A 24,172-nucleotide genomic window follows, 5' to 3' on the forward strand; every position below is an offset into this window, starting at 1 on the left:
GGATGATCGCAACAATCGCAATCATCCTATTTTTTTAGATTAAAATCAGGCCTCTTCGACCGTTACGCCATCAACGGCAGCACGGATTTCCTCAGCGTATGCCTGTAACTTTGCCGGTGCATTTTGACCATCGTCGGCCACAATCTGGACACATGCGGACCCAATAATGACCCCATCGGCCAATTCCGCCATTGCTTGCGCCTGGTCGGCAGTATGGACACCAAAGCCAATGGCAACTGGGACATCCGTGACCGCCTTAATTTGCCCAACGACCTGCGCTAAATTAGAAGCAAAGGACTTACGAGTGCCCGTCACCCCCAAAGAAGAAACCAGGTAGATAAAGCCGGTCGCCTCTTTGGCAATCATTGGAATCCGCTCACAAGACGTCACCGTAATCAGTGGCATCAAGTCCAAGCCATGCTTGTCAGTAAAGGGAGCCAATTCTCCCCGTTCTTCATAAGGTAAATCGGGGATAATCAGGCCATCAACACCGAATTTTTCACAATCGGCAGTAAAACGCTCATAGCCATACTGGAGGACAACGTTTAGGTAGACCAAGAAGACCAGCGGCACTGCTGTTCGCCGCCGAATTTCCTTCACGGCTGCAAAAATTGATTCAATCGGTAAATTAGGGTCACGCAGAGCCCGTAAATCGGCCGCCTGAATAACGGGACCATCGGCGACTGGGTCGGAAAAAGGAATCCCAATTTCAACTACGTCAGCGCCACCTTCCGCCAAGGCTACAACATTGTTAACAGTCGTTTCCATGTCTGGATCATTAGCGGTAACGAAGGCAATAAAGTTCTTATGGTTTTTAAAGCTTTGACTAATTTTACTCATAAATTTCAACCCCCCGGTACTTGGCAATCGCGGCCACATCCTTGTCGCCTCGGCCAGATAATGTGCAGACAATGACCTGGTCTTTTGGCAATGTTGGCGCTAATTTTTGCACGTAGGCCACAGCATGGCAGCTTTCAATCGCGGCAATAATTCCCTCTTGCTTGGCAATGTACTCAAAGGCAGCCACGGCCTCATCATCGGTGATACCAACATATCGGGCCCGGTGTTCGGCCGCCAATGCGGCATGTTCTGGCCCAACTCCTGGATAATCTAATCCAGCCGAAATCGAATAAACCGGATTAATTTGGCCACTGTCATTTTGCAAAAAGAGCGACTTCATGCCGTGAAAGACACCCAACCGGCCCTTTTCAATGGTTGCCGCCGTCAAATCAGTATCAACGCCCTTGCCGGCTGCTTCCACCCCAATCAAGTCCACCTCGGGATGGTCGATGTAATGGGCAAAACTACCGATGGCATTAGAACCGCCGCCAACACAAGCAATGACCTTATCGGGCAAGCGTCCCAATTGGTCCTGAATTTGTTGCTTGGATTCCTGGCTGATAACACTTTGAAAATCACGCACCATCTCCGGATAAGGATGGGGGCCGGTTGCAGAGCCCATTACATAAAATGTGTCCTCAAGTCGGGCAGCAAAGTCCTGCAGAGCGGCATTAATCGCATCCTTCAAGACCATTGATCCGGAAGTCACGGCATGAACCTTAGCCCCAAGGAGTTCCATTCGATAAACGTTCAACCGCTGGCGGTCCGTGTCTTCCTTTCCCATAAAGACTTCACATTCTAGGCCAAACAAGGCGGCAATCGTTGCCGTAGCTACCCCGTGTTGACCGGCACCAGTTTCGGCAATCAAGCGTTTCTTGCCCATCTTCTTGGCTAATAGTGCTTGGCCAATCACGTTATTAATCTTATGGGCCCCCGTGTGGTTCAGGTCCTCGCGTTTGAAATAAATTTGGGCGCCACCAAGGTCTTCCGTCATGTTTTTGGCATAGTACAGCAGCGATGGACGGTTGGCGTAATTAGCCAGTAGGTCAGCCAATTCCGCCTGAAAATCAGGATTGGCCTTCGCTTCCTGGTAAACATCGGCCATCTTATTCAACTCATTCATCAGAGTTTCCGGCACATATTGGCCACCATACTCTAAGAACCGACCGGCTTGTTTCTTTGTCTTATATTCTGTTTCCATTACTTTCTCTCCTCTTGATGGGCAATGGCTACCAGTACCACAATCTTGTTTAAGTCTTTGTGTCCCTTTGTCTCCGCCCCAGAACTCACATCAACGAAATCAGGCTGATAAATCTGCAATAAATCGCTTAGATTATTGGGTTGAATCCCGCCGGCCACAAATAAATGAGTCGGTGACAAACCGGTTAACCGCTGCCAATCTAATCGTTGACCAGACCCAGCACCAGCATCAACCATTAAAAAATCAACTAGGTCGAGATTACTACCTGGGTGTTCGTCCGAACTGCCATTAAAGTTTGCTAAAGGGAAATTACTGGCTGACTTTTCGTCCAAACGGCTACTAAAATTGGCTAAAACCGGATCACTGGCTGCCTGTTCGACCAAACGGCCACTAAAATTGGCTAAAGCCGAATCACTATCTTGATGCTTTTCCAAACCGCTATCCTGCTCTTTGAGCCGACGCAGCCGAAGCTGATTTTGCCAATCCTTAGCCTGGTCAATGGCACCATCCCCGACCAAAGCTTGAATAATTGGAACGCCGGCCACCCGTAACCGCCGTACTTCGACGATTGGCCGCTGACCATGCAGCTGAATCATTTGAATCGTCCCCGTTTCAACTAACTTCAAAATCGTTTCGACCGGTTCAGCAACGAACACGCCGACCAGGGGAATTCGCTTATCCAGCGCCTTGCGCACTACTAAAGCTTCCTCTGCCATAACCTGATGGCGACCGGGAGCAAAGACCACCCCCGCCAAATCAGGGCGCGCCTCGTTGGCCATCAATGCCTCGTCCTTAGTCATCAAACCACAAATTTTAATCTTGGTCATGGGCCTGCTCCCCCAATCCTGCTTCAATAAAGGCTTTCGGGTTAGCCGACTTCATCAAGGCCTCCCCGATGAGCACACCATTAATTCCTAAGGATTGCAAGTGGACGATATCTTCCGGCTTTTTCACGCCACTTTCGGCAATAAAGGCAACGGAATCAGGCACCAAATCAAAGAGTCGTTGGCTGTTATCAAAGGAAACGGTAAAATCCTTTAAATTACGGTTATTAACCCCAATCATCTTGGCACCGACGGCCAGCGCCTGTCTGATTTCATCCTCGTCGTGTGCCTCGACTAACACCGCCAGTCCCAGGCTTTCAGCCAGGTTCAAATAAGCTTCCAAATCCTCTGGTGACAAAATCGCCACAATCAACAGAATAATTTTTGCGCCCGCGACCCTGGCCTGATAGATCATATAGGGGTCGATAACAAAGTCTTTCCGCAATACGGGGCTGGTCACCGCTGGCACAATCTCAGCCAAATAGTCTAATTTGCCCAAAAAGTAATCCGGCTCGGTTAGGACCGAAATGGCCGTTGCGCCGGCTTGATCATAGGTTTGGGCAATTTCTTGGTAAGGAAAATCAGCTGCAATCACGCCCTTGGAAGGCGAGGCTTTCTTAACCTCGGCAATCACGTGAATCCCCGGTGCTAAAAAACGGTCGTAAACGTCCTGCGGGTCAGCCACCGGCAAGGCTTCCGCCTGCGTTTTCAAATCAGCTACCGGCACCGCTTCCTTTTCTTTTACTAGCCGGCTTTTGGTAGCGGCCACTAAATCATCTAGAATCATTCAACTGCCTCCGCAGCGGTTAAAGTTGCCAGCAATTCGGCCACCCGACCATCATCGAGGGCCTCCTGGGCTAATTTCACACCCTCTTTAATCGTAATGGCTGGGTTGACGGCATTCAGACCAATGGCTGCATTTAAGACAACGATATCGCGCTTGGCCCCCCGTTCTTCACCAGACAAGATGGCTCGGGTAATAGCCGCATTCTCCTGCGCCGTCCCACCAACAATCTCTTCTTTGGTTGCCCGCTTCAAACCGAATTCCTCAGGAGTAATTGTTTGGAACTGAATATTGTCGCCCCGCAATTGCACTAACTTGGTTGGCGCAGAAATGGAAGCTTCATCGAGACCGTCCGTTCCATACAAAATGTTGGCCGACTGGACACCGAGCTGATGCAAAACCTGCGCCATTGGTTCTAACAATGCCCCATCATAAACGCCCAAAACCATTTTCTTGGGTTCGGCTGGATTGGCCAATGGTCCCAAGACGTTAAAGATGGTCCGAATGCCCAAGCCACGACGAACTGGAGCCACATACTTCATCGCTTGATGGTACTTTTGAGCAAAAAGAAAGGTAAAGTGATTGTCCTTTAGCATTTGTTCGGCCTGGTCAACCTCCTGGTTAATGGGGAAACCGAGGGACTCTAAGACATCGGCAGCACCACTTTTTGAGGATGCAGCTCGGTTACCATGCTTGACCACGTCATAACCCAGACTGGCGATGACCAAACCCGCCGTTGACGAAATATTAAAGGAATTGGAGTGGTCACCACCGGTACCAACAATGTCCAAGCCCGCCGGCTGCTTAGGAAATTCTAAGGCCGCTTGGCGCATTGCTTGGGCAGCCCCAGCAATTTCATCGGCCGTTTCACCCTTTGCCGTTAAGGCCGTCAAAAGGGCGGCAATCTGAATCTTTTCGGCCTGGCCGGTCATGATTTCGCTGATGACTTCGGCCGCTTCCTCGAACGTTAAGTTTTGCTGTCGGCTAACTTTTTGAATGACTGTTTTAATCATGGTTCTTCTCTCCCGTATAAGCTAAGAAATTAGTAAAAATTTGTTTGGCGGCCGCTTGGTCCGTCATAATTGATTCGGGGTGAAATTCAACCCCGTAAACGTGGTTCTCTTCATCGGCAACCGCTTGGATAGTGCCATCATCGGCCTGTGCGGTCACGGCTAAGTGATTGGGAATGGTGGCCGGATCAATCATCAAGGAATGGTAGCGGCCAACCGTAAACGTTGTCGGACAACTGGCTAAAATACCTGCTGACTGATTGCCCTGCTGGTGAATCAAACTCGTCTTCCCGTGCATGAGAGGGGCCGTAACAATCTTGGCCCCATAGACCTCGCCAATTGCTTGGTGGCCAAGGCAAACACCGAGAACGGGCACTCGCCCGATGGCAGCTGCCAAAACGGTATTGAGGTTCCCAGCCTGATTTGGCCGACCCGGTCCCGGCGATAAGATTAATCCAGTCAACGTTGGCTCGTCCAGGTCCTCAATGCTTACCTGATCATTTTTCACCACCTTGATGGTCTGCTTGGTCAACTTGCCAATTTCTTGGTAGAGGTTATAAGTAAAGCTGTCATAATTATCAATTAGTAATAGCATCAGCCGCCGCCTCCTTTGTGACCAAGTCCAACATCAACCGGCTTTTATTTTCAAATTCACGATATTCTTCTTCTGGACTACTGTCGGCAACAATCCCAGCCCCAGCATGGACGACAAGGTTTTGATCCTTTTGATAAGCTAAACGAATGCCAATGCAGATATCGAGGTCGCCATCAAAACCGATTGTGCCGATGCCACCACCGTAAATGCCCCGCTTGCGGTCCTCCAACTGATTGATTATCTGCATGGCCGAAATCTTAGGTGCCCCCGATAACGTGCCGGCCGGCAAGGTCGCTGCTAAAATATCGACAGGGGTTAAATCAGCCTGGGCTTGGCTTTCGATTGTCGAACCAAGGTGCATCACATTTGGAAAGTAAAGCAAGTGACGCAGCTTTGTAACAGCGACCGTGCCAAATTGGCTAACCCGGCCCAAGTCGTTTCGCCCCAGATCAACGAGCATATTATGCTCTGCGAGTTCCTTTTCGCTATGCTGCAATTCCTGGGCAAAGAAGTGGTCCTCCTCTGTTGTTTTCCCCCGTCGCCTAGTACCCGCTAGCGGATACGAGAACAACCGGTCACCGGTCTTCTTAATCAATGTTTCCGGTGAAGCGCCGGTTGCCTGGTAGTCACCGTTATGAAAGTAGAACTGGTAAGGCGATTGTGGGCCATTCTGAAGCCTGGTAAAGACACCTGGTAGGAGTTGCTGGTTATGCGTTTTAGCCAGGTAAGGATTGGATAAAATCAGCTGAAAGATATCACCTGCATGGATGTGTTCTTTCGTTATCTGCACCCGGTCACTAAAGGCGGCCTGGGTAAATTGATTGGTAAAAGTTAGTGTGGGCTGGCCTTCAATCTCATCGCCCTCAAGCGACTCATGGTTGAAGCCATCCTGGTTTTCCTGCTTGGCAGCTGCTAACTCATTGTTCTGAACACGGTCCATGATTTCACCAGCCTGCTCCGCCAAATCATTTAATATTTGTTGGACCTTTTCAAAGTCAGCCTCAATACGGTCGGACGCCACCATTTGGCTTAAAATCAGCTCCTTGGTATCGTGCCGGTAATTGGCGACTACCTTTGGCAAAAATAATTCGAAATCTGCTAAGCCAAAATCATCTTGGGCCGGTGTTAAGTGCACATCGGGATGGTAGCGAACAAAATCATAGGCGAAGTAGCCAATTAACCCTGCTACAAAGGGGATGGTATCAGTCACCTTCGGAATTTTGTACTGTTGATAAAGCTGATTTAAGAAGGCAATTGGGTCGCCCTGCTTGGTTTCAACTTGACCAGCTGCGCTCGTCACTTGAATTTGGCCATCACGGCAGGTAATCGTTTGCTCAAGCGAAAGGAAGAAAGTCGTCACACCCTCACGTTGAAAGATCATCGTTTGATTCTGAGTTGTCCCCAACTCCTGCATGAGCACCACTGGGTCAAAATTGCTTATTTTCTTGCTAACAATCACTGGCAGGAAGGGATATTCTTGGCCATATTGCTTTAGGTCTGTCTGATTCAACTCTTGGTCACCTCGTTTCGTTTTTTCAACTAAAAAATCCGCCCATAACAACGCAATTTATGCTTTGTTAAGGACGGATTTTTTCCGCGGTGCCACCTTAATTAGACTAAAAAAACTGATTTCTTCGACAAAAAAAGCCGACGAAAAAAGTTTCCAGCCCCTCCTTAGCGAGATACCAACATATCCCCGACAACTGACGTATGCCTGACGTTTCCCCATACTTGAGCAACTACTCTTTCAGAAGAACCCTCCGTGGTCCATTTAACTGCCTGCGTTCCATCGCCTTCCCAGCATCGGCGACTCTCTTAGCGTGCACAACAATCTTGATCTCCACATCATTGGTTTTTATGGACGAACTATTTAATTGCCCTCAGTTTAATCATAAAATGAAAAACTGTCAAGAAAAAATGAGGATTATTTTCATTTTTTTGATTTAAAAAATAACTTAATCCAAGAAAGAGCAACTGATATCCAAACATTTCTTCTTATATAGTCTATTATTTAGGCACCACACAAAATGAACGAAAAAAGAATAAAATGAGAAAAAGATGATAATAACTCTTGCAAAAACAAATTTCTTATGTTTTAATTAAAGCAACTTAACGGAAAGGGATTCCAACAATGAAAAAACCATCAGCACAAATGATGAGTCGTTATTATGGCTTTTATTACTTTAGATAGCACGTCCAATTCTCGATGCGGACGTGCTCAAGCGTACGCATCTAGGTAATAAAGTCATCTTTGTGTTGGCCGACTAGATGTAACACCTAGTCGGTAATCGATGGCAATCATGATGGAATCTTTTCTTTCTCACTGTGAGCAATCAGCCGACTAGGTCTTTACCTAGCCGGCTTTTTTATTTAAATCAGAAAGGAAGAATCACATGACAAGAATTGATGGACACACTTACTTAATTGGCTTGATGGCCTACCCCATCCGCCACTCCATGTCACCAACCATGCACAACACCGCCTTTGAGGCCTTGAACCTAAACTTCGTTTACCTGGCTTTTGATGTCCCAACCGAGAAGCTCAAGAATGGTGTCGCTGCTATCCGCACCTTAGACATGCGCGGTTCCAACGTCTCAATGCCCAATAAGCAGGCCATCATCCCCTACCTCGACAAGCTCGATATTTCAGCCGAGCTCAACCAAGCCGTCAACACTGTGGTCAACGATAACGGCGTCTTAACCGGTTACACCACTGACGGCGTCGGCTTCGTCACTGATTTAAAGAAAAAGGGCCATGAAGTTGCTGGAAAAAAGATGGTCTTGATTGGTGCCGGTGGTGCTGGAACACCCATTGCGACTCAGTCTGCACTCGATAGCCTCAGCGAAATCAGGATTTTCAACCGTCACGACGGCCGGTTCGACCACGCAAAAGAAACCGTTGACATCATCAATGAGAAAACCAATTGCCAGGCCAGCTTAACAGACCTTGCTGATCAAGCCGCTTTAAAAGAAGCCCTCGCTTGGGCAGACATCTTCTGTGATGCCACCGGCGTTGGCATGAAACCATTGGAAGACCAAAGCCTGGTCGAAGACCCAACCTGGTTCAAAAAGGATCTGGTCGTTTACGACACAGTTTACGCTCCAAGAGAAACCAAGCTCATGACCATTGCCAAGAATGCCGGCGTCGACCACGTTTACAACGGCTTGGGGATGATGATTGAACAAGGCGCAGCCGCCTTCAAACTTTGGACCGGCCAAGACATGCCAATCGACCTCGTCCAAGCGGCAATTGAGGAGAAGAACCATCAATGAAAACACTGACCTGTCACAATATCATCATCGGGGAAAACGACCAAAGTGCTATTGCCCTCCCCATTGTCGCCGCTAACCTAGATGAGCTGAAGGCGCAACTACCAGCCATCAAGGAAAGCCAACCTGATTTAGTCGAATGGCGGATTGACCACCTCGACCACACCCCAGAATTAAAGGATTTAAAAGATATCCGAGCCGCCCTAACGACCGGCTTGGGTGACCTCCCCATTATCGCCACCTTTCGAACACAGGGTGAGGGCGGTGCCATGCCACTTGAAGAAGCAGCTTACGGCGACCTCTTAGCTAAACTTGCTCAAAGTGATTTTGACCTGATTGATGTCGAAGTTGACCACGACCAAAAAATGGTTGAAAAGGCCATCCAAGCCATCCATAATCAAAACCTTCAGGTCATCGCTAGTTACCACAACTTCCAATCAACCCCAACCAACGCCTTTTTACAAAATCAATTCGAAAAAATGGCCAACTTGAAGGCGGACATGGCTAAGATTGCTGTTATGCCAACCGCCAAGGCTGATGTCTTACGCCTCTTAACCGCCAGTCAAACCGCTCAGGAAAGCCTAGCCATCCCCATCGTCACAATGGCCATGGGTGACCTTGGTAAAATCAGTCGGATCGCCGGTCAACTAAGCGGGTCAGCGATTACCTTCGCCAGCCTCGATGAAGCCAGCGGGTCAGCACCCGGTCAGCTCACAATCGCTCAAATTCGTCAAATCTTTCAGCTACTCTAAGGAGAAATCGTTATGCAAACTTCCCGCCTTCGTCTCAAAGCCGGCCTCTTCACCAACTACTTAGTCCACGGCTTTGGCATGATTATTCTGACCCAAAACCTAGTCACCCTGGCCCATCACTGGCAATCCACATTAACAGTGGCCTCCTTTATCCTTTCCGGAATTGGTATCGGCCGTCTCATCGCCTACCTGATTATGGGCTTTATCTCTGACCGCTTTGGCCGCAAGACAACCCTCTTAATCGGGATGATTACATACCTGATTTTTTTCGTGGCAACACCGTTGAACCAATCGATTGCCCTGGCCTACGGCTTAGCCATCTTGGCCGGCGTAGCCAACTCAGCCCTCGACTCAGCAACCTACCCACTTTTGGCAGAAATCAACCAAAACGGAACCAGTAATAGTGTCCTCTTGAAGGCCTTCATTTCTGTCGGCGAATTCATCTTGCCACTAATCGTTCTCTTCTTAACCGAGCAAAAGCTTTGGTTCGGCCTTTCATTCTTGGTTCCAGCCGCGATTTTGCTGGTCAACCTCGCCAACGTTCTCACGATTAACGTGAAGGACGCCAAGGAAACGGCCGCTGTTGCAGAAACGTCCGGCCTCAAGCTTGGCTTTGCTAAAAAATCAGCCTTGACTGCTGGCCTCTTTGTCTACGGCTACACCTCAATGGCCGTCATGATTTGGTTTACCCAATGGATTACCATCTTTGCTAAGAAAATTGATTTCACGGCCGCCATGGCTCACTTCCTCCTTTCCCTTTACAGCCTTGGTTCCATCAGTGGCGTGATCATCGTCGTAGTCTTACTAAAGCGCCTGACCATTAAAAAAGAGCTCTTCCTCACATTAAATGCCGTCTCATTACTGGCTATCACCACGATTACCTTGAGTACCAACGAAACGGTTTCGGCCATCGCCACCTTCCTCTTTGGTTTGAGCGCTGCGGGTGGTTTGATGCAAATCGCCTTGAACACCCTCTTATCAATCTACCCAAAGCACAAGGGCATGTTAACGGGTCTCTTCTTTATCTTCGGCTCCCTAGCTTCCTTCTCAGTGCCAATCATTACCGGACTGATTGTGAAGAACCCAAGCATGAACATCATGGCCGGTGACATTCTGGTCGCCTTGGTTGGCCTAGCAGTCGCCGTGATTATGTTCTGGGCATTGCCAAGGGAAAAGCGGGCCAACACCTCTTTAGCCGACGCACGGGAAGACATTAACCACATCGATGCACAATTGATTGACCTCCTCGAACAACGCTTCGCCGCTGTTGATGATGTGCATAAGTTCAAGCAAAATGGCCAAATTGCCATCAAAGACCTCGACCGCGAGCGGCAGGTTCTCGACAATGTTGCCAAGAAAACCAAAAATAAGGACCTGGTGGCTTATAATCAAGACATTATCCAAACCATTATGGATAATTCCCGCAAGTACCAGGCATCACTGAAATAAGAACGAGGTAGTGGCAAATCGCTTTCCATCATTCGCCACCTCCGCAACAACTACTCTCCAGACCCCATCCAGAAATAGAAAAGGAAAAACATTATGCTCACATACTTAACCGCTGGCGAATCACACGGACCGGAACTTTCAGGAATCTTGACAGGCATCCCCGCTGGTCTAAAACTCGATATCGATGAGATTAACGCCGCCTTGGCTGCCCGTCAGGGTGGCTACGGCCGTGGTAACCGGCAAAAAATTGAGCACGATCAGGTCATTATCACTGGTGGTGTCCGTCACGGCAAGACGCTCGGTTCCCCAATTGCCTTAACGGTTAAAAACCGCGACCATAAGCAATGGTCTGAAATCATGAATCCCACCTCAGAGGAAACGCCTGAAAACACCCTGCGGTCCGTTAGTCGTCCCCGTCCCGGCCATGCCGATTTGGTCGGTGGGATGAAATATGGTCACCGCGACATGCGCAATGTTTTGGAACGGTCATCAGCCCGTGAAACAGCCATGCGGGTTGCTATCGGTAATATCTGCAAGCAGGTCTTGCAAGCCCTAGATATCAAGATTGTCGGCTACGTGGAAGCCATTGGTGGCATCCATGCCGAGGGTAACCAACCCACGGATGTTGACCAAATTGAAAAGTTGATTGGTCAAAACAACTTGCGTCTCACCGAAGAGACCCAGGTAACAGCCATTCATGAATTAATTGATACGGCGAAGCGCAATGGCGATACTTTGGGTGGTGTCATCCGAGTGGTGGCTGAAAACGTGCCAGCCGGCTTAGGATCCTATGTTTCCTGGGATACAAAATTAGATGCCAAGCTCGCAGCAGCCGTAATGGGTGTCAATGCCATGAAGGGTGTTGAAATCGGTGATGGCTTTGAAAATGCCGAGCACCCCGGCAGCCAGGTCATGGACGAAATTGACTGGCAAGAAGGTCAAGGCTTTTCCCGTAATTCCGACCACCTGGGCGGGTTTGAAGGTGGGATGACCAACGGCATGCCCGTGATTGTTAAAGCCGCGATGAAGCCCATTCCAACGCTGTACAAGCCATTGCAAAGTGCCGACATCAATAGTAAGGAAGTCAAAAAGGCTACGGTGGAACGCTCCGATACCACCGCAATTGTGCCCGCCTCAATTGTGATTGAAAGCGTGATTGCTATCGAATTGGCCAAAGCAATTACCGATACTTTCGATGGCAGCAACCTCGCCCGCTTGCAAAAGCAAATGGCAGACTACCGTCGTGAACTCAAGAATTTCTAAGGATAAATCATGGCAGAACAAAATCGAACAAAATTAACCGGACACATCACCGTTCCCGGTGACAAGAGTATCTCCCACCGTAGCATTATCTTTGCGGCGATTAGCACGGGTGTAACAACGATTGATAATTTTTTGAAATCAGCTGACTGCCTGTCTACGATGCAGGCCTTCAAGGATTTGGGGGTCAAAATTGATGAACGAGACGGCCAGGTCGTGGTCACCGGTGTTGGTTTAAAGGGACTGACTCAAAGCAACCAGCCTCTGGACATGGGCAATTCCGGTACGTCAACTCGGTTGATTACCGGGCTCTTGGCGGGTCAGGACTTTGATTCAACGTTGGTGGGGGATGCTTCACTTTCCAAGCGACCAATGGCCCGGGTCACCGACCCACTCAGCCAGATGGGAGCTGATTTTACCAGCACTGAAAACCACCTGCCATTAACGGTCTTCGGTCGCTCTCTCCACGAGATTCATTACCGCCTGCCAGTTGCCAGTGCCCAAGTCAAAAGTGCCATCATCCTCGCCGCTCTTCAAGCAACGGGCAATACCGTGATTGAGGAACCAACGGCTTCAAGAGACCATACGGAACGGATGTTGGCTGCCTTTAGCCCGGCCAGCATTGACCGTGAGGACCACAAAATTACCATTCACCCTGGCCATCCTCTGATCGCCCAACACGTCACCGTTCCTGGTGATATTTCCTCTGCCGCCTTCTGGCTGGTTGCGGGTGCGATTGTGCCTGGTTCTTCCATCACGATTGAAAATGTTGGAATTAATCAAACGCGTACCGGTATTCTCTCAGTTCTACAGCAAATGGGTGCCCAACTGTCCATTCAAGAACGCCCCCAGGCCAACGAGGAAACGGAACCATCTGCCGATATTACCATCACGGCCTCGGCACTCAAGCCCTTTGAAATTGGTGCTGAAGAAATCCCCGCCCTTGTTGATGAAGTGCCCCTCTTAGCCCTCTTAGCGGCCAGAGCGGATGGTGTCAGCCGCATTACCGGCGCTGAAGAATTACGCTTCAAGGAATCTGACCGACTAGCGGTCGTGGCAGAAGAATTCCGGAAGCTCGGCATTGCTATCGAGGAATTACCTGATGGCTTCGTGATTGATGGCCACAAGAGTTGGCAAGTGCAAAACACTGATTTGGACAGCCACCAAGACCACCGAATTGCAATGACCCTCAAAATTGCTTCCTTACTGGTTCCAGAGGACGTGACGATTCGAGACTTTAATGCCGTTAATATTTCTTACCCCAGCTTTTTAGCTGACTTGCAACGATTAAGGAGTTGATCAAATTGAAAACTGTCTTTATCAACGGGTTAGGGCTAATTGGGGCCACCATGGCCAGGATCATCAAAGCCGCTAACCCGGCCACAACCATTATTGCTTTTGATCCAAAACAAGAAAATATCACCACGATGGTGGACGATGGCGTTGTTGCTTCGGCCGTCGACTTTGAAACGGGGGCCAAGCAGGCTGATTTAATCATCCTAGCCACACCCGTTTCCGGCATCTGCTCAAGCCTACGCCAGTTGGCAGGGCTTGATTTAAAATCAGGTGTCCTCGTGACCGATGTCGGCAGCAGCAAGGAAACCATCCTAGCTGCCGCTGAGCCACTCATGAACCGTGGTGTTCAATTCTTAGGCGGCCACCCGATGGCTGGTTCCCACCTAACAGGAAGCAAGAATAGTCGGCTAGACCTCTTTGCCAACCATAGTTTCTTCTTAGTGAATGGTAACGCCAGCCCAGCAGCCATCAAGGAATATCAGGCGCTCTTGGCCCCTGGTCAGCTTCACTTTAGCTCTCTGACTGCCAAGCAACACGACCAACTCGTTTCAGCCACGAGCCACCTGCCCCACATGGTCGCCTTTGCCCTGACCAATACCATTATTCCTGAAGTGGACGATATGGTCATCGACCCCGGCATTCCTTCCGGTGGCCTCTTAGACACCACGCGGATTGCCAAGGCAGATCCTGACATGTGGACCGCTATTTTCACGAGCGAACGCGCTGATTTATTAGCACAAATTGATCAATTTCAAAAGCAACTAACCAGGTTACGGACCGCCATTGCGGTTGATGACCAAAACAGTATTCATGATCAACTACAGGCCGCCAACGAGGCCCGCCTAAGATTGGAGGAAAAGAGATGAGAATTACCTTAATTGGCTTCATGGGTTCCGGCAAAACTACCGTTGCCCAAGAACTCAGCCAACAGTTGACCTTACCAAATAACGATCTCGATACCCTGATTGAGCAAGCTGCGGGCCTGACCATCCCCGCCTACTTCGAACAGTTCGGTGAGGCTCAGTTTCGCCAACTCGAACAAAAAGTCTTAGCCGAGGCACTGAGTTTGGAAGGCATTCTGTCAACTGGAGGTGGTACCCCGGTTCAGGTCAGCAACCAGGACCTACTGAAAAATCAGGATGGCCCCGTTATCTTTTTGGATGCCAGTGACCAAACCATTACCACCCGCCTCTTGGCCGATGGTGTCGCTAGTCGTCCACTCTTCCAGCAACTGGGGATGGACGGCCTGCTAGAACTCAAGCAGACGCGCCAGCCAATTTACGAAAAAATTGCCAGTGAAATCATTACCGTCGATGGCAAACAACCGGCTGAAATCGCCGAAGAAATTATTCATACAATCAACGTCAGCATTTAGGAGGATTGACGATGGCTACTATTCATACCCTAGGACCAAAAACAACCGACAGCTATAAAGCCGCAAAGCACCTGCAAGATGAGGACCCTGACTATCGGGGCCGCACGATTACCCTGCATGACAACTTTGAGGACGTCTACCAGCATCTGACTGACTTTACCGGTGATTATTTTTTGGTCCCAACCGCCTACCAATCGGACGATGGTGACAGTTGGACAAGAAACAACTACCGCTACCTCGACCACCTGACGATTCAGACGACCTTTGCTTTGCCAACTATGCCGATGTTGTTAACGGAAAACCAAGCGTTGAAAAACAAAAAAGCCATCCTCCATCCGGCAACGACGGAGCTGATTCATCAATACATGATTGATAGTCACCAAAATCTGGCCGTTGACTTTGTACCCAGCAAGCCGCTCGCACAGACAGCCTTTGAGGAAGGCAACTACCAATACGCCATCTTCAGTAAGCAGTCCTTCCTCCCCCACGATTCATTGACCATCATCAAGGAATACCACCCCGAGATGGTCTGGTGCCTTTATCAAATCAAATAAAAAGACCGACTTCAAGTCGGTCTTTTTTTGTTCACTTTTATTTAGTAGCGGCATTTTTATTTTTAACATAAGAATAAGCCAACCAAAGAACCATAAAGACGGTAAAGTACACCAGCATATCCCAGGTTCCCGTCACGACATTGCTCATTGAGCTAGCATCGCGTTCAATCTCAATCCGAATTCCTAGTGCGGTTTCTGTCACCCCACTTTGGGAAATACTAAACATTGCAACAAAGAAATCCATCAACAGCAGTCCCATAAAAATGATTCCGCCCTTGGTCACCGGCCATAAATATTTTTGCATTCTAATCACCTCATTGCTATTAAATTTGGCTTTCTCTTGCCACCATTATAAGCAATTTAGTTTGCAAAATTTATTCCCATTTGGCATAAATTTACGGATCCCAGTATTGTAAAATTAGGGGTTTATCGCCGTATTTATCATCGTTCAATTAGGCCTTTTTTTCAGCCACCAAAGCAAAGAAATCCTGGAAAAGCTTTTCCTGATTTTCATGGTCAGACCAAAAAGTTTCCGGATGCCATTGAACACCATAAACTGCCAAATCAGGATTTTCAATCGCTTCAATCACGCCATCATTAGCCCGTGCAGTGACCTCGAAACCGTCCGCAACCATTTTCACCGCTTGATGGTGCTTGGAGTTGACGAAGGGGTGAGCTCCTTGAGATTTGGCCACAAAGCTACCTTCTTCCACATTGACAAAATGAGTTGGGAAAGCCGAATCCGGCACCTGTTCGTGGCGAATGGTTTCTTGCTCATATTGTGAGGTCAGATCTTGATACAGTGTTCCACCAAAAGTAACATTAATGATTTGAATCCCACGGCAAATTCCAAAAACAGGTTTGTTCTGCCGAACGCTTTCTTCGATAACCGCCTTTTCAAAGTCATCACGTGGCACATACGTTACGCCAATGTGCTGGTGTGGATCTTCACCGTAAAGGTGTGGTGAAACATCCGGTCCACCCGGAATAATAATCGCATCGACCATCCCAACCATCTCCGTCGCCATTTCTGGCTTGGCAATCGGCAAAATCATTGGAACCACGTCGTTTTTAACCAAGACGTCCACTAGGCGTTTTTGAACATAATCGGCTAACTTCAATCGACTCGGGGCCGTTTGTTGCATATTTGCATCTGCTGTAATACCAATTTTCATCAATCCGTCCTTTTTTCAAGTAGAATAAGTAATTTTGATTATAGACCAGTTGGGATAAAAAGGAAAATGTTACTAAACAATCAGTAGATAGCAAAAAAAACGACCTTTCGGTCGCCTCTATCAAAGTCATATTTAAATTATTTTGAATCACTTTGTTCTGCTTCATCGCTAATGTCGCGACGACCAAAGCCCGTATCCGGTTGATCATCAACCACCCGTCGCTTACCACTGCGGACAATGTAAACGATAACTGCCGCGATAATCAATGAAAAAATCCAGTGATGTAGGAAGAAACTCAACACTAACAAAATACCAACTAAAATTAAAAAGTATGAAAATACATTTAAAGTGAACCGGAAAAGTGAAACAATTCCCCAAATCACTAATATTAAGCCAAATAATAAGAACACGTTTTATACCTCGTTCAATATACTAATCGTAACTTTATTGTAACGTGAATAGATTAAGCGGGGATATAATAACGCCTTTATCGCTCCTGACTCACCAAGTAGTCCTGGTAGGCCTGCCGGTTTTGCTTCACGCATTTTTTCAACAATTTTTCAAAATAATCAGCTGGACTTGTTCCAATCACAGGATTTTCTCGCCGACTGAGTGTTGTATGAACAAAATCACCATCATCAAAATCTAAAAAGTTTGCCGCAATGGTCTTAGTCTCTTCGGTTTCCGCAACCACTTCATAGTGCTCAATTTCATCAAAGTTTTCAATGAAATAAAGGTTGCCGTCGGCATCAGCATGGTCCAAGTCGTAAAACAGGTACTCCGTCTTTACGTCAATAAAGAGGCCGTCGCCGAGGTTTAAAGCATTTTCATCCTCGAACTGCTTCTTTAGATAGTCATGAACCTCTTTTGGCGTATGAACATCAAAATCAAAGTCATTATCATTCTGCTGATTTTGCTCAGCCAATGCTTGATTCACTTCTCGCTTCAGCATTGCTCGAATGATTCGACGGCGTCGTGCTAAATGGTATGCCTTCACAATTGCAGTCAAAAACAGCAAACCAGTGATAGTCAATGAAACCAAGAAAAACATTCTAACTCTCCCAAACAATTAAAAATCAGGACATTACAGACCTGATGTTCAACTGGACCTAATAGATTTTGTACCAACCTTTTATAACGAGATTGGTAACTGACTCCATTAGTTTAACTCTCTTGTTGTCAGTTTGTCTATCATTCTAATAACAATTTGTAGAACTTATGTTCGGCTACAGGAATAAAAAGCACAATTGTCGGTGACTCGTTCTCATAATCCCCTGCTAGTAAGCCTTTCGCCCAAGATTGGCTTTCAAAATTATCGACTGTCAACCAATCCAAAATAATCCAAAATCAACAGACTCATCCCTTTTCTCGCAGAATTGTCGTCAATTCTTTCACTTGTTGTTCAATGGCTAGCAGTCGATTTTCAACCATCTCCACTTCTGATTTTTCATCCTTAATTGTGAAAAAGGTCGTCAATGTGCTGGTAACGCTACCAATCAAACCGATTCCGACAAACATCAGAACCGTCGCAATCACTTTGCCAACAGTCGAGTGGGGTGAAATATCACCATAGCCAACGGTCGTTGTCGTCGTCACCGCCCACCACAAGGCATTCCCATAATTGATTCCCTCAACAGCCGAATACATACCCGCACCAATCAAAATGATTGCGATGGCGCTCAAAACCATGTAAATAAAGCCATTAGTTTTCAAAAAACGGACGACATCATTCTTAATTTTGCCGGTTAAGCCAAAAATTCGAACTACCTTTAATAACTTTAGAAGGCGGACGGTTCGAGCAATTCTAAAGACGGAAAAAAGCGAGTCGACTGGAATAATGGCTAATAGATCAAAAACATTTCCCTTAACAAAATCCTTTTTATCAACTGCCAACGTCAAGCGAGCAATGTAATCCACCCAGAAGAACAATAAAATATCACGATTAATAATTGCAGGCATCCCCACCTTAATATTAATGACATCCCCAATATCCAGTAATGCCAACGTAATCGACATCAATGCCAAAACAAAATTAGCTACATAGTATAACTGCTTCACAACTCCCACTCTCCAAAGACTCTATCTTGATTTTAATACCAATAATTTCAACCGACGCTATTCCACTGCACCTTTATCCCAGCAAACAAAAAGCAATGCCCGTCTTGGACATTGCCAAATTCGTTCAAATTAATTCATTGTCAAACCGCCGTCAACCGTCACATTTTGTGCCGTTAATCCCCGTCCCTGAGCACTACCAAGGAAGAGGACGGCCTTGGCAACATCGCTTGGTTCCGTCACCTTGCGTAGTGGCGTTGTCTGCTTGATGTAATCAAACACTTCTGGCGTTGTGACCGCACTAGCATCCGTTGTTTGCAAAAGACCACCAGAAACCATATTGACGTTGATACCAAATTCGCCCAGCTCAACTGCCAAATTACGGGTAAAGCCAATCATGGCCGCCTTGGCCGTAGTGTATTCATGGTAAGCCACAACGGGATTTTGAAATAAATTAGTCCCAATATTAACAACTTGACCAGCTTTTTGCGCCATCATTTGTGGCAAGGCACTTTGGGTCACATTAAAGGCTCCCTTCAATGTACCATCGATTTGCTCCTGATAAGAATCCCAAGTCAAATCCTTAAATGGCTTCTGTGCCACTGGATCAAATTTAAAGTTGATAAGGGCGTTGTTCACAACCGTGTCAAGTGAACCAAATTTAGCAACGGCTTGTTGCACCATTTGATCAACCTCGGCTCGATTCCGGACATCAGCTTGAATAGCCATAGCGCGGTCAGGTCCGATTTCTGCTACCAATTCTTCGGCCTTCTTTTGACTTTGGTAATAATTAATCACTACCTGAAAGCCATCTTTCGCGAAAGTGCGTGCAATTTCCGCTCCCAAACCTCGGCTACTTCCCGTAATCAAAACTGTTTTCGACATTACTCTACCTTTCCTTTTAGAAAGGCATCTCAGTGACTCACCCTATTGCCGTTTGCTGCAAATAAAAAAGCGCTTTCTAGATAGAAAGCACCACTAAAAAATTCATTAGCAATGACACTTTCCTCCGCTAGTACTAACTAGTTCAGGTTCAAAGGGTTCTTCTCAGTCAAATCGACGCCCCTAGCGTTGCTTATATTTTACCATATGAAATCAGTTACCCACAATATTCTAGATTAATTTTAAAATCCAATATTTACAACCGAAAATGACCAATTTTAGTCTTCTATCGTCTTACCGAAGTAAGCCTCTTCCCAGAGCCCCTTGCTGCTTTGCATTTCGACAACGTTATCGCCCTCAAGGATTCCCAACTTCACGATTCCTGAAAAACCAAGGTAGGCACCGGCAAAGCCGACCATCTTGGCCATCAACTTCTTGAAACCATCAATCTAATCAATCATTTTATCGTGTTTGATAACCTTTTCAGCAGAATATGTGATGCGGTAGTGCTTTTCTGGACTGTTGTAATCAAACACCAAGTTTTGCTAATAAGGCTTACTAATCACAGGTTCAATTGCCTTGTCAGTCTCTGAGTAAGTCACGTACTGCAAGTCATCTGCCAAAATCTCTTCTTGCTTCGCTAACAAGAAAACCGGAATTTTTGCATGACCGTACTTCTTTTCAGTCGTCATGTAAGAATTGATAACGGTGTAATCGCCGATATTCGCACGACCCCCAGCACCAGTGGTTCATGACCTTCATCAAAGCCACGTCACCCCAGTCATAGTCGTGGTAGCAATCAGCCTCAAGGTTTGGTTCCTAACCATCGGCTGTGATTTTTACCTTGGCATGACCACAAGGAGTAGCGGGCAACCATGAGAAGTTGTTTTCTTCATGGTTACCATAGTAAATCGTCAAATTTGGTCGCCAAGCTGGTGTGATGTTATCAAAGGAAACTTCAACCTGGATCTTTTCACCAAAGATACCAATTTCATAGTGGTGCAAATCATCCTTGAAATAGTTCTTGCCCATTTTGACATCACAAGTATCTTTACTTGACTTGCGCTAAACTCTTCTGGCTTAAATTCAATCTTTTCCTTAATGGCAGAACCACCACTCTTGGTCCATTCAACTTCCATTGCAGGCTTTAATCCTGGAGATGGGTTAACAACTGATTTTGCATAAAAAGTCGTTACTAACTGGGAACCATCATCAAGGTTGGCATCAAAGTACCACCATTCGTAATTTTCGCCTTCGGGGTTCGTCCGCCGGCATCTTCACGAGGAACAATGTGATTCTTTTGGAGACCTACTTTCGTAAAGTCTTCTTCATCTGCTAATCTAACTTTTTCAACCATCTTGCTGTCGACCTTTCAACCGTTTTTCTAAATAGCAGGTAACGCGGTGTTGCTTTTAGCAACCGCTCTGCTGTTTAACTGTCTACATTGTAGCCATCCGTTTTCACAGGAACAACCATCATTTACACAACGGATGTTGGATAATCTGTTAAAAGATCATTTCCCTTAGTCTGCTTTAGAACCAGCATATTTTACGCTGTTTAAATCAGTATTGTCCTAATTTATGATGAATATTCTTTGAATTAACGCTGGGCAGAAAAATCATATTTTTCTAATCAACGACTTGATCATAAATGATATACCAGCCCAAATTTTTTAAGTTTAATAAAAAATCAATTCTCATCATTGAAAAAATAGTCGCTTTACTTACAATGAGGATAGAGAGTTGATTGAAAGAACGGAGGGAACCTATGAAAACAAAGGTCATCACCGCTAACACTGCCAGAAGTTTTGAACAGAATTTGAATGCCGCTATCAGCAATTTGGAAACTCAGGGACATGAGGTCATGACGATTTCACCCTGGTCCCTTACTTATCGCGCCATTATTCTATATAAGTAATCTGATTTTGTATGAAAGGAAAATAATCTGATGAACAATAAAAACAAAGAAAACGAAGACCAACAGCCACGAGATACACTCTACACGCGCCCATGGTTCATTATTATCGGTATCATTGCTGTGCTTAGCATGGTCGGTTACGTTGCACTGCTGGGCTAAGTTACGATCACTGCTAAATCAGTATTGAGTTGAGTCCACTTCAACAACATCAAAGAAAAAAATAAAAACCCACCGTCCAATAACGGTGGGTTTTTATTAGTAATGTAGCCCGTTACCTTTCTCAAGCACATAGCCCTTAGTTAGCGTAACGACCATTAATAAATGTTAATTCATTGCTATGGTTGTTTGATCCATAAGCTTTAACAAGCGCGATCACAAAATCGACAAAGGGCCAAATGCCTAAAGTAATCCATGAGCCGATGAAGAGCTTGAACAAACCTAAACCGATTTGTCCCCCGAATAAAGCGGTCAACGCCAAAGCCACCAACCAAAAAGTTGCAAACCCAAACAAACACATGCTTATTCACAGTATTAATCTTTGCGTTGCCATCATATACAGTATCCATATATTTTTTCTCCTTATGTTTCAAGTAATCTGATTGAAAATTTACAACTACAATTTTATCATTTATTTTACTTTATTTACACATAAGATGTCGTTTTGAAGACGATATTTTCATAAATCAGCCACAAAGCATATCGGGAAATAAGAAATAAGAAAAACCTCAGAATTTTGTTTCAATTCTGGGGTTCAGTGTTCATATCAGTCTACGTTCTGAGAATCAAATTAAAATGAATCACAATTAATTATTCTCCAAATTCTTAGCAGCTTGCCCATCTTTCAGCAAGAAAAATGCTAAGACAGCAGCGAATGTCAAAATAGATGCCGAAACCAACATCACACTGTTCATCCCTGCGTAAAATGCTTTTGAAGCAGCGTGCTGAACGTTCTTCACAATAACCATTGGCGCATTTATATCCTGCGACATAATACTATGACTTGAAAAAGGTCCTTCTGCCAATAACTGATTGTGTATCTTTTCAATGCTTGGTAAGTGGACATCAAGTGAATTGAAGAAAGTATGCAGATGACTGTCATATGCCTTACTTTGAGACAATCCTAGGATAACAACCCCAAATGATGTTCCCAATTGCATAAAGACGTTGACTAAACCTGATACCATGCCAATTTCATCCGGTTTTGCATCCGCTAATGCCGCATTATTCAGTAATGGATTGACGAGTCCGTTTGATACTCCCAGCAGAATCAATGGTAAAATCAGTTCCTGATAGGAAAGCCGAGTCGTCATAGCGTTAGCAAAAAGTATTAAACCGACTGCACCTACTAATAAATTAATCGCAATGGTACGACGATTTGAAAACTTGTTAGTTAAGTAGCCGGCAACTGGCCCTAAAATTAAACTCCAAATCGTCATCGGTACCTGACGCAGACCAGTTTCAAAGGCTGCATACGACAGCGCATTTTCCATCATTGATGTGATGAAAATTTGCATAGCATAAACGCCCGATCCCAAGGCGAAAGCAACAATGATTGAACCAACGAAATTTTTATTCTTGAACAGAGATAAATCCATCATCGGCTTTTCGATTCTAGATTCAACAACGATAAACGCCAATAACAGCACAACCGCTGCAATTAACCAAAAGGCAATCTGAGGATCAAGCCACGATAATTGCGCATGATTTTCCTTTTGGATTAACCCATAAACAGCAGAAAAAATTGCTGTCGATGATAAAATCATCCCCCAAAAATCAATTTTCTGGCCTTCACCATATTTCGGCATTTCTTTTGTTGTGAAGTAAACTAAAATTCCCGCCAATATACCAATTGGAATGTTCACATAAAAGATTGATGGCCAACCAAATGATTCGGATAAAATACCACCAATTAAGGGACCAGAAACGGTCGAAATGCCCATCACCGATCCTAAAATACCTAAAGCCATCCCCCGTTCTTTTCCATCAAACAAGGAAGCAACCAATGCTAGCGCTAAACTCATTAAGCCAGCACCACCAAATGCTTGGATAACCCGACCAATATTTAAAATCAGCAACGATGGTGCTAAACCGTTAATGGCTGAAGCTAAAACGAAAATCACCATGCTAATTAAATAGATTCGTTTACGGCCATACATATCACCCAATTTTGCAACAATCAAGATGACCACTGCATATGAAATTATATAGGCACTAATCACCAATTGAACATTGCTAAAGTTAGTCTTAAAACTTTCAGCCATAATTGGCAAAGCAACATTCACAATGGTTACGTCTAACAAACTCATGAAGACGCCCAAGGATAGGGCAAATAACGCCCACCATTTCCTTGAATTACTTCTTACTGTATTACTCATTTCTAATTCCTTTCTGACACAAGTAACAGTAATCAGAACGGCTATTGTCATTATTGATGATTTGTTGAATAAATCTTATTAGTAGAGCAGCCCAACTACTCCAATCCGTATTCACGTAATCATTCGAAAATAAATTTTTGCGGCTTTTTACTTTCGTATTGCTTTAACAAATGAATCCGACAGCCACTTCTTTTAAAGAAAAGAATGAACCGAACAAGTTTCATCTTTTGATTGCTTTTATCGAAATGAAAGCAAAAAAAAAGATGATTTTTGAATGTGTTTTTAGAGTTCCCTAAAAACATCTCATTCAACAAATCATACATAAGCTAAAGCCTTTTTCTGATTACGTCAATAAACAAGATTTATCGACTAGATTTATAGTTTAACCAATAAATTATCATTTGACAAGTTTTTTAAAATGGCAGATTCTATAATTAATTCGAACGATAATTGAAAAACAAAAAACCCAAAGAATTCTTTACAATGGTAGTTGCTAGACAAACCATGAGGAGAAATTCTTTGAGCTATTCAATTTTAACATCTTATGATCGTGGCGCCA

28 protein-coding genes and 1 riboswitch are annotated in these 24,172 nt (G+C 45.6%); of the genes, 10 read left to right on the top strand and 18 right to left on the bottom strand.

The features are described 5' to 3' along the window. Positions 1-45: 45 nt before the first annotated feature. Genes trpA through AABI20_RS01995 form a run of 7 tightly spaced genes read right to left on the bottom strand, consistent with a single transcriptional unit; the run spans position 46 to position 6,764 of the window. A complete protein-coding gene (gene trpA / locus AABI20_RS01965) occupies positions 46-840 on the bottom strand; it encodes a tryptophan synthase subunit alpha (RefSeq protein ID WP_288845870.1) in 795 nt (264 codons plus the stop codon). Further along, on the bottom strand, positions 833-2,041 hold the full coding sequence (gene trpB, locus AABI20_RS01970; protein WP_338346625.1) for a tryptophan synthase subunit beta: 1,209 nt from the start codon (positions 2,039-2,041) through the stop codon (positions 833-835). Before trpB ends, trpA begins: the two co-directional genes overlap by 8 nt. After that, positions 2,041-2,868: a phosphoribosylanthranilate isomerase gene (locus AABI20_RS01975; RefSeq protein ID WP_338346627.1), complete on the bottom strand. Its 828-nt coding sequence runs from the start codon at positions 2,866-2,868 to the stop codon at positions 2,041-2,043. The genes trpB and AABI20_RS01975 overlap by 1 nt, the downstream gene beginning before the upstream one ends. Then, complete coding sequence (gene trpC, locus AABI20_RS01980) at positions 2,855-3,652, bottom strand: indole-3-glycerol phosphate synthase TrpC (RefSeq protein WP_338345504.1); 798 nt, start codon at positions 3,650-3,652, stop codon at positions 2,855-2,857. Before trpC ends, AABI20_RS01975 begins: the two co-directional genes overlap by 14 nt. Further along, entirely contained in the window at positions 3,649-4,662 is a 1,014-nt protein-coding gene (gene trpD / locus AABI20_RS01985) for an anthranilate phosphoribosyltransferase (RefSeq protein ID WP_338346629.1), read from the bottom strand. Before trpD ends, trpC begins: the two co-directional genes overlap by 4 nt. Beyond that, positions 4,655-5,254, bottom strand: a complete 600-nt coding sequence (locus tag AABI20_RS01990) for an anthranilate synthase component II (protein ID WP_288845864.1) — start codon at positions 5,252-5,254, stop codon at positions 4,655-4,657. Before AABI20_RS01990 ends, trpD begins: the two co-directional genes overlap by 8 nt. Then, complete coding sequence (locus AABI20_RS01995) at positions 5,238-6,764, bottom strand: anthranilate synthase component I family protein (RefSeq protein ID WP_288845863.1); 1,527 nt, start codon at positions 6,762-6,764, stop codon at positions 5,238-5,240. The genes AABI20_RS01990 and AABI20_RS01995 overlap by 17 nt, the downstream gene beginning before the upstream one ends. A gap of 883 nt (positions 6,765-7,647) precedes the next feature. Between AABI20_RS01995 and AABI20_RS02000 the strand changes: the two genes are divergently transcribed. The 8 genes from AABI20_RS02000 to AABI20_RS02035 all read left to right on the top strand — a co-directional run bounded on the left by AABI20_RS02000 (position 7,648) and on the right by AABI20_RS02035 (position 15,209). After that, positions 7,648-8,526 carry a shikimate dehydrogenase gene (locus AABI20_RS02000; protein ID WP_338346632.1) on the top strand — a complete coding sequence of 293 codons (879 nt, stop codon included), beginning with the start codon at positions 7,648-7,650 and terminating at the stop codon, positions 8,524-8,526. Next, positions 8,523-9,275: a type I 3-dehydroquinate dehydratase gene (gene aroD / locus AABI20_RS02005; protein ID WP_047975501.1), complete on the top strand. Its 753-nt coding sequence runs from the start codon at positions 8,523-8,525 to the stop codon at positions 9,273-9,275. Before AABI20_RS02000 ends, aroD begins: the two co-directional genes overlap by 4 nt. 12 nt (positions 9,276-9,287) lie before the next feature. Next, the gene (locus AABI20_RS02010) at positions 9,288-10,724 is read left to right on the top strand and encodes an MFS transporter (RefSeq protein WP_047975500.1); all 1,437 of its coding nucleotides are present in this window, start codon (positions 9,288-9,290) and stop codon (positions 10,722-10,724) included. Between the two features lie 93 nt (positions 10,725-10,817). Continuing rightward, a complete protein-coding gene (aroC, locus tag AABI20_RS02015) occupies positions 10,818-11,987 on the top strand; it encodes a chorismate synthase (protein ID WP_047975499.1) in 1,170 nt (389 codons plus the stop codon). 9 nt (positions 11,988-11,996) lie between these two features. After that, positions 11,997-13,283: a 3-phosphoshikimate 1-carboxyvinyltransferase gene (gene aroA, locus AABI20_RS02020; protein ID WP_288845859.1), complete on the top strand. Its 1,287-nt coding sequence runs from the start codon at positions 11,997-11,999 to the stop codon at positions 13,281-13,283. A gap of 5 nt (positions 13,284-13,288) precedes the next feature. Further along, on the top strand, positions 13,289-14,146 hold the full coding sequence (locus tag AABI20_RS02025) for a prephenate dehydrogenase (protein ID WP_338346636.1): 858 nt from the start codon (positions 13,289-13,291) through the stop codon (positions 14,144-14,146). Continuing rightward, the gene (locus AABI20_RS02030; RefSeq protein ID WP_047975496.1) at positions 14,143-14,655 is read left to right on the top strand and encodes a shikimate kinase; all 513 of its coding nucleotides are present in this window, start codon (positions 14,143-14,145) and stop codon (positions 14,653-14,655) included. The genes AABI20_RS02025 and AABI20_RS02030 overlap by 4 nt, the downstream gene beginning before the upstream one ends. An 11-nt stretch (positions 14,656-14,666) precedes the next feature. Continuing rightward, positions 14,667-15,209, top strand: coding sequence for a hypothetical protein (locus AABI20_RS02035; RefSeq protein WP_338346638.1), 543 nt, complete (start codon positions 14,667-14,669; stop codon positions 15,207-15,209). 37 nt (positions 15,210-15,246) lie between these two features. Here AABI20_RS02035 and AABI20_RS02040 read toward each other — a convergent pair whose 3' ends face one another. From AABI20_RS02040 to AABI20_RS02085, 10 genes are all read right to left on the bottom strand, one after another. Continuing rightward, a complete protein-coding gene (locus AABI20_RS02040; RefSeq protein ID WP_338346640.1) occupies positions 15,247-15,513 on the bottom strand; it encodes a hypothetical protein in 267 nt (88 codons plus the stop codon). Between the two features lie 148 nt (positions 15,514-15,661). After that, positions 15,662-16,384, bottom strand: coding sequence for a gamma-glutamyl-gamma-aminobutyrate hydrolase family protein (locus AABI20_RS02045; RefSeq protein ID WP_053068975.1), 723 nt, complete (start codon positions 16,382-16,384; stop codon positions 15,662-15,664). A gap of 137 nt (positions 16,385-16,521) precedes the next feature. Then, positions 16,522-16,650 carry a hypothetical protein gene (locus AABI20_RS02050; protein WP_275403541.1) on the bottom strand — a complete coding sequence of 43 codons (129 nt, stop codon included), beginning with the start codon at positions 16,648-16,650 and terminating at the stop codon, positions 16,522-16,524. Positions 16,651-16,871: 221 nt separating this feature from the next. Next, entirely contained in the window at positions 16,872-17,435 is a 564-nt protein-coding gene (locus AABI20_RS02055; protein WP_288845853.1) for a hypothetical protein, read from the bottom strand. A 305-nt stretch (positions 17,436-17,740) separates the two neighbouring features. After that, complete coding sequence (locus AABI20_RS02060) at positions 17,741-18,442, bottom strand: potassium channel family protein (RefSeq protein ID WP_288845852.1); 702 nt, start codon at positions 18,440-18,442, stop codon at positions 17,741-17,743. 129 nt (positions 18,443-18,571) lie between these two features. Continuing rightward, positions 18,572-19,324 (bottom strand): 3-oxoacyl-ACP reductase, encoded by a 753-nt coding sequence (locus tag AABI20_RS02065; RefSeq protein ID WP_338345498.1) that lies wholly within the window; start codon positions 19,322-19,324, stop codon positions 18,572-18,574. A 102-nt stretch (positions 19,325-19,426) separates the two neighbouring features. Next, positions 19,427-19,516, bottom strand: a riboswitch (TPP riboswitch). A gap of 83 nt (positions 19,517-19,599) precedes the next feature. Next, on the bottom strand, positions 19,600-19,749 hold the full coding sequence (locus AABI20_RS02070) for a hypothetical protein (protein ID WP_288845850.1): 150 nt from the start codon (positions 19,747-19,749) through the stop codon (positions 19,600-19,602). A gap of 117 nt (positions 19,750-19,866) precedes the next feature. Further along, positions 19,867-20,013, bottom strand: a complete 147-nt coding sequence (locus tag AABI20_RS02075) for a hypothetical protein (protein WP_288845849.1) — start codon at positions 20,011-20,013, stop codon at positions 19,867-19,869. 127 nt (positions 20,014-20,140) lie between these two features. Further along, the gene (locus AABI20_RS02080; RefSeq protein WP_338346647.1) at positions 20,141-20,353 is read right to left on the bottom strand and encodes a hypothetical protein; all 213 of its coding nucleotides are present in this window, start codon (positions 20,351-20,353) and stop codon (positions 20,141-20,143) included. 163 nt (positions 20,354-20,516) lie between these two features. Then, positions 20,517-20,678: a hypothetical protein gene (locus tag AABI20_RS02085; protein ID WP_161795106.1), complete on the bottom strand. Its 162-nt coding sequence runs from the start codon at positions 20,676-20,678 to the stop codon at positions 20,517-20,519. 410 nt (positions 20,679-21,088) lie between these two features. On the opposite strand from AABI20_RS02085, the gene AABI20_RS02090 reads away from it, so the two are divergent. Beyond that, positions 21,089-21,238, top strand: coding sequence for a hypothetical protein (locus tag AABI20_RS02090; RefSeq protein ID WP_338346649.1), 150 nt, complete (start codon positions 21,089-21,091; stop codon positions 21,236-21,238). Between the two features lie 30 nt (positions 21,239-21,268). Next, entirely contained in the window at positions 21,269-21,397 is a 129-nt protein-coding gene (locus AABI20_RS02095) for a hypothetical protein (protein ID WP_338346651.1), read from the top strand. Between the two features lie 644 nt (positions 21,398-22,041). Here AABI20_RS02095 and AABI20_RS02100 read toward each other — a convergent pair. After that, positions 22,042-23,613 carry an MFS transporter gene (locus tag AABI20_RS02100; RefSeq protein ID WP_338346653.1) on the bottom strand — a complete coding sequence of 524 codons (1,572 nt, stop codon included), beginning with the start codon at positions 23,611-23,613 and terminating at the stop codon, positions 22,042-22,044. Positions 23,614-24,172 lie beyond the last annotated feature (559 nt).

The organism is Fructobacillus cardui (assembly GCF_963580785.1).
Lineage (GTDB): Bacteria > Bacillota > Bacilli > Lactobacillales > Lactobacillaceae > Fructobacillus > Fructobacillus cardui.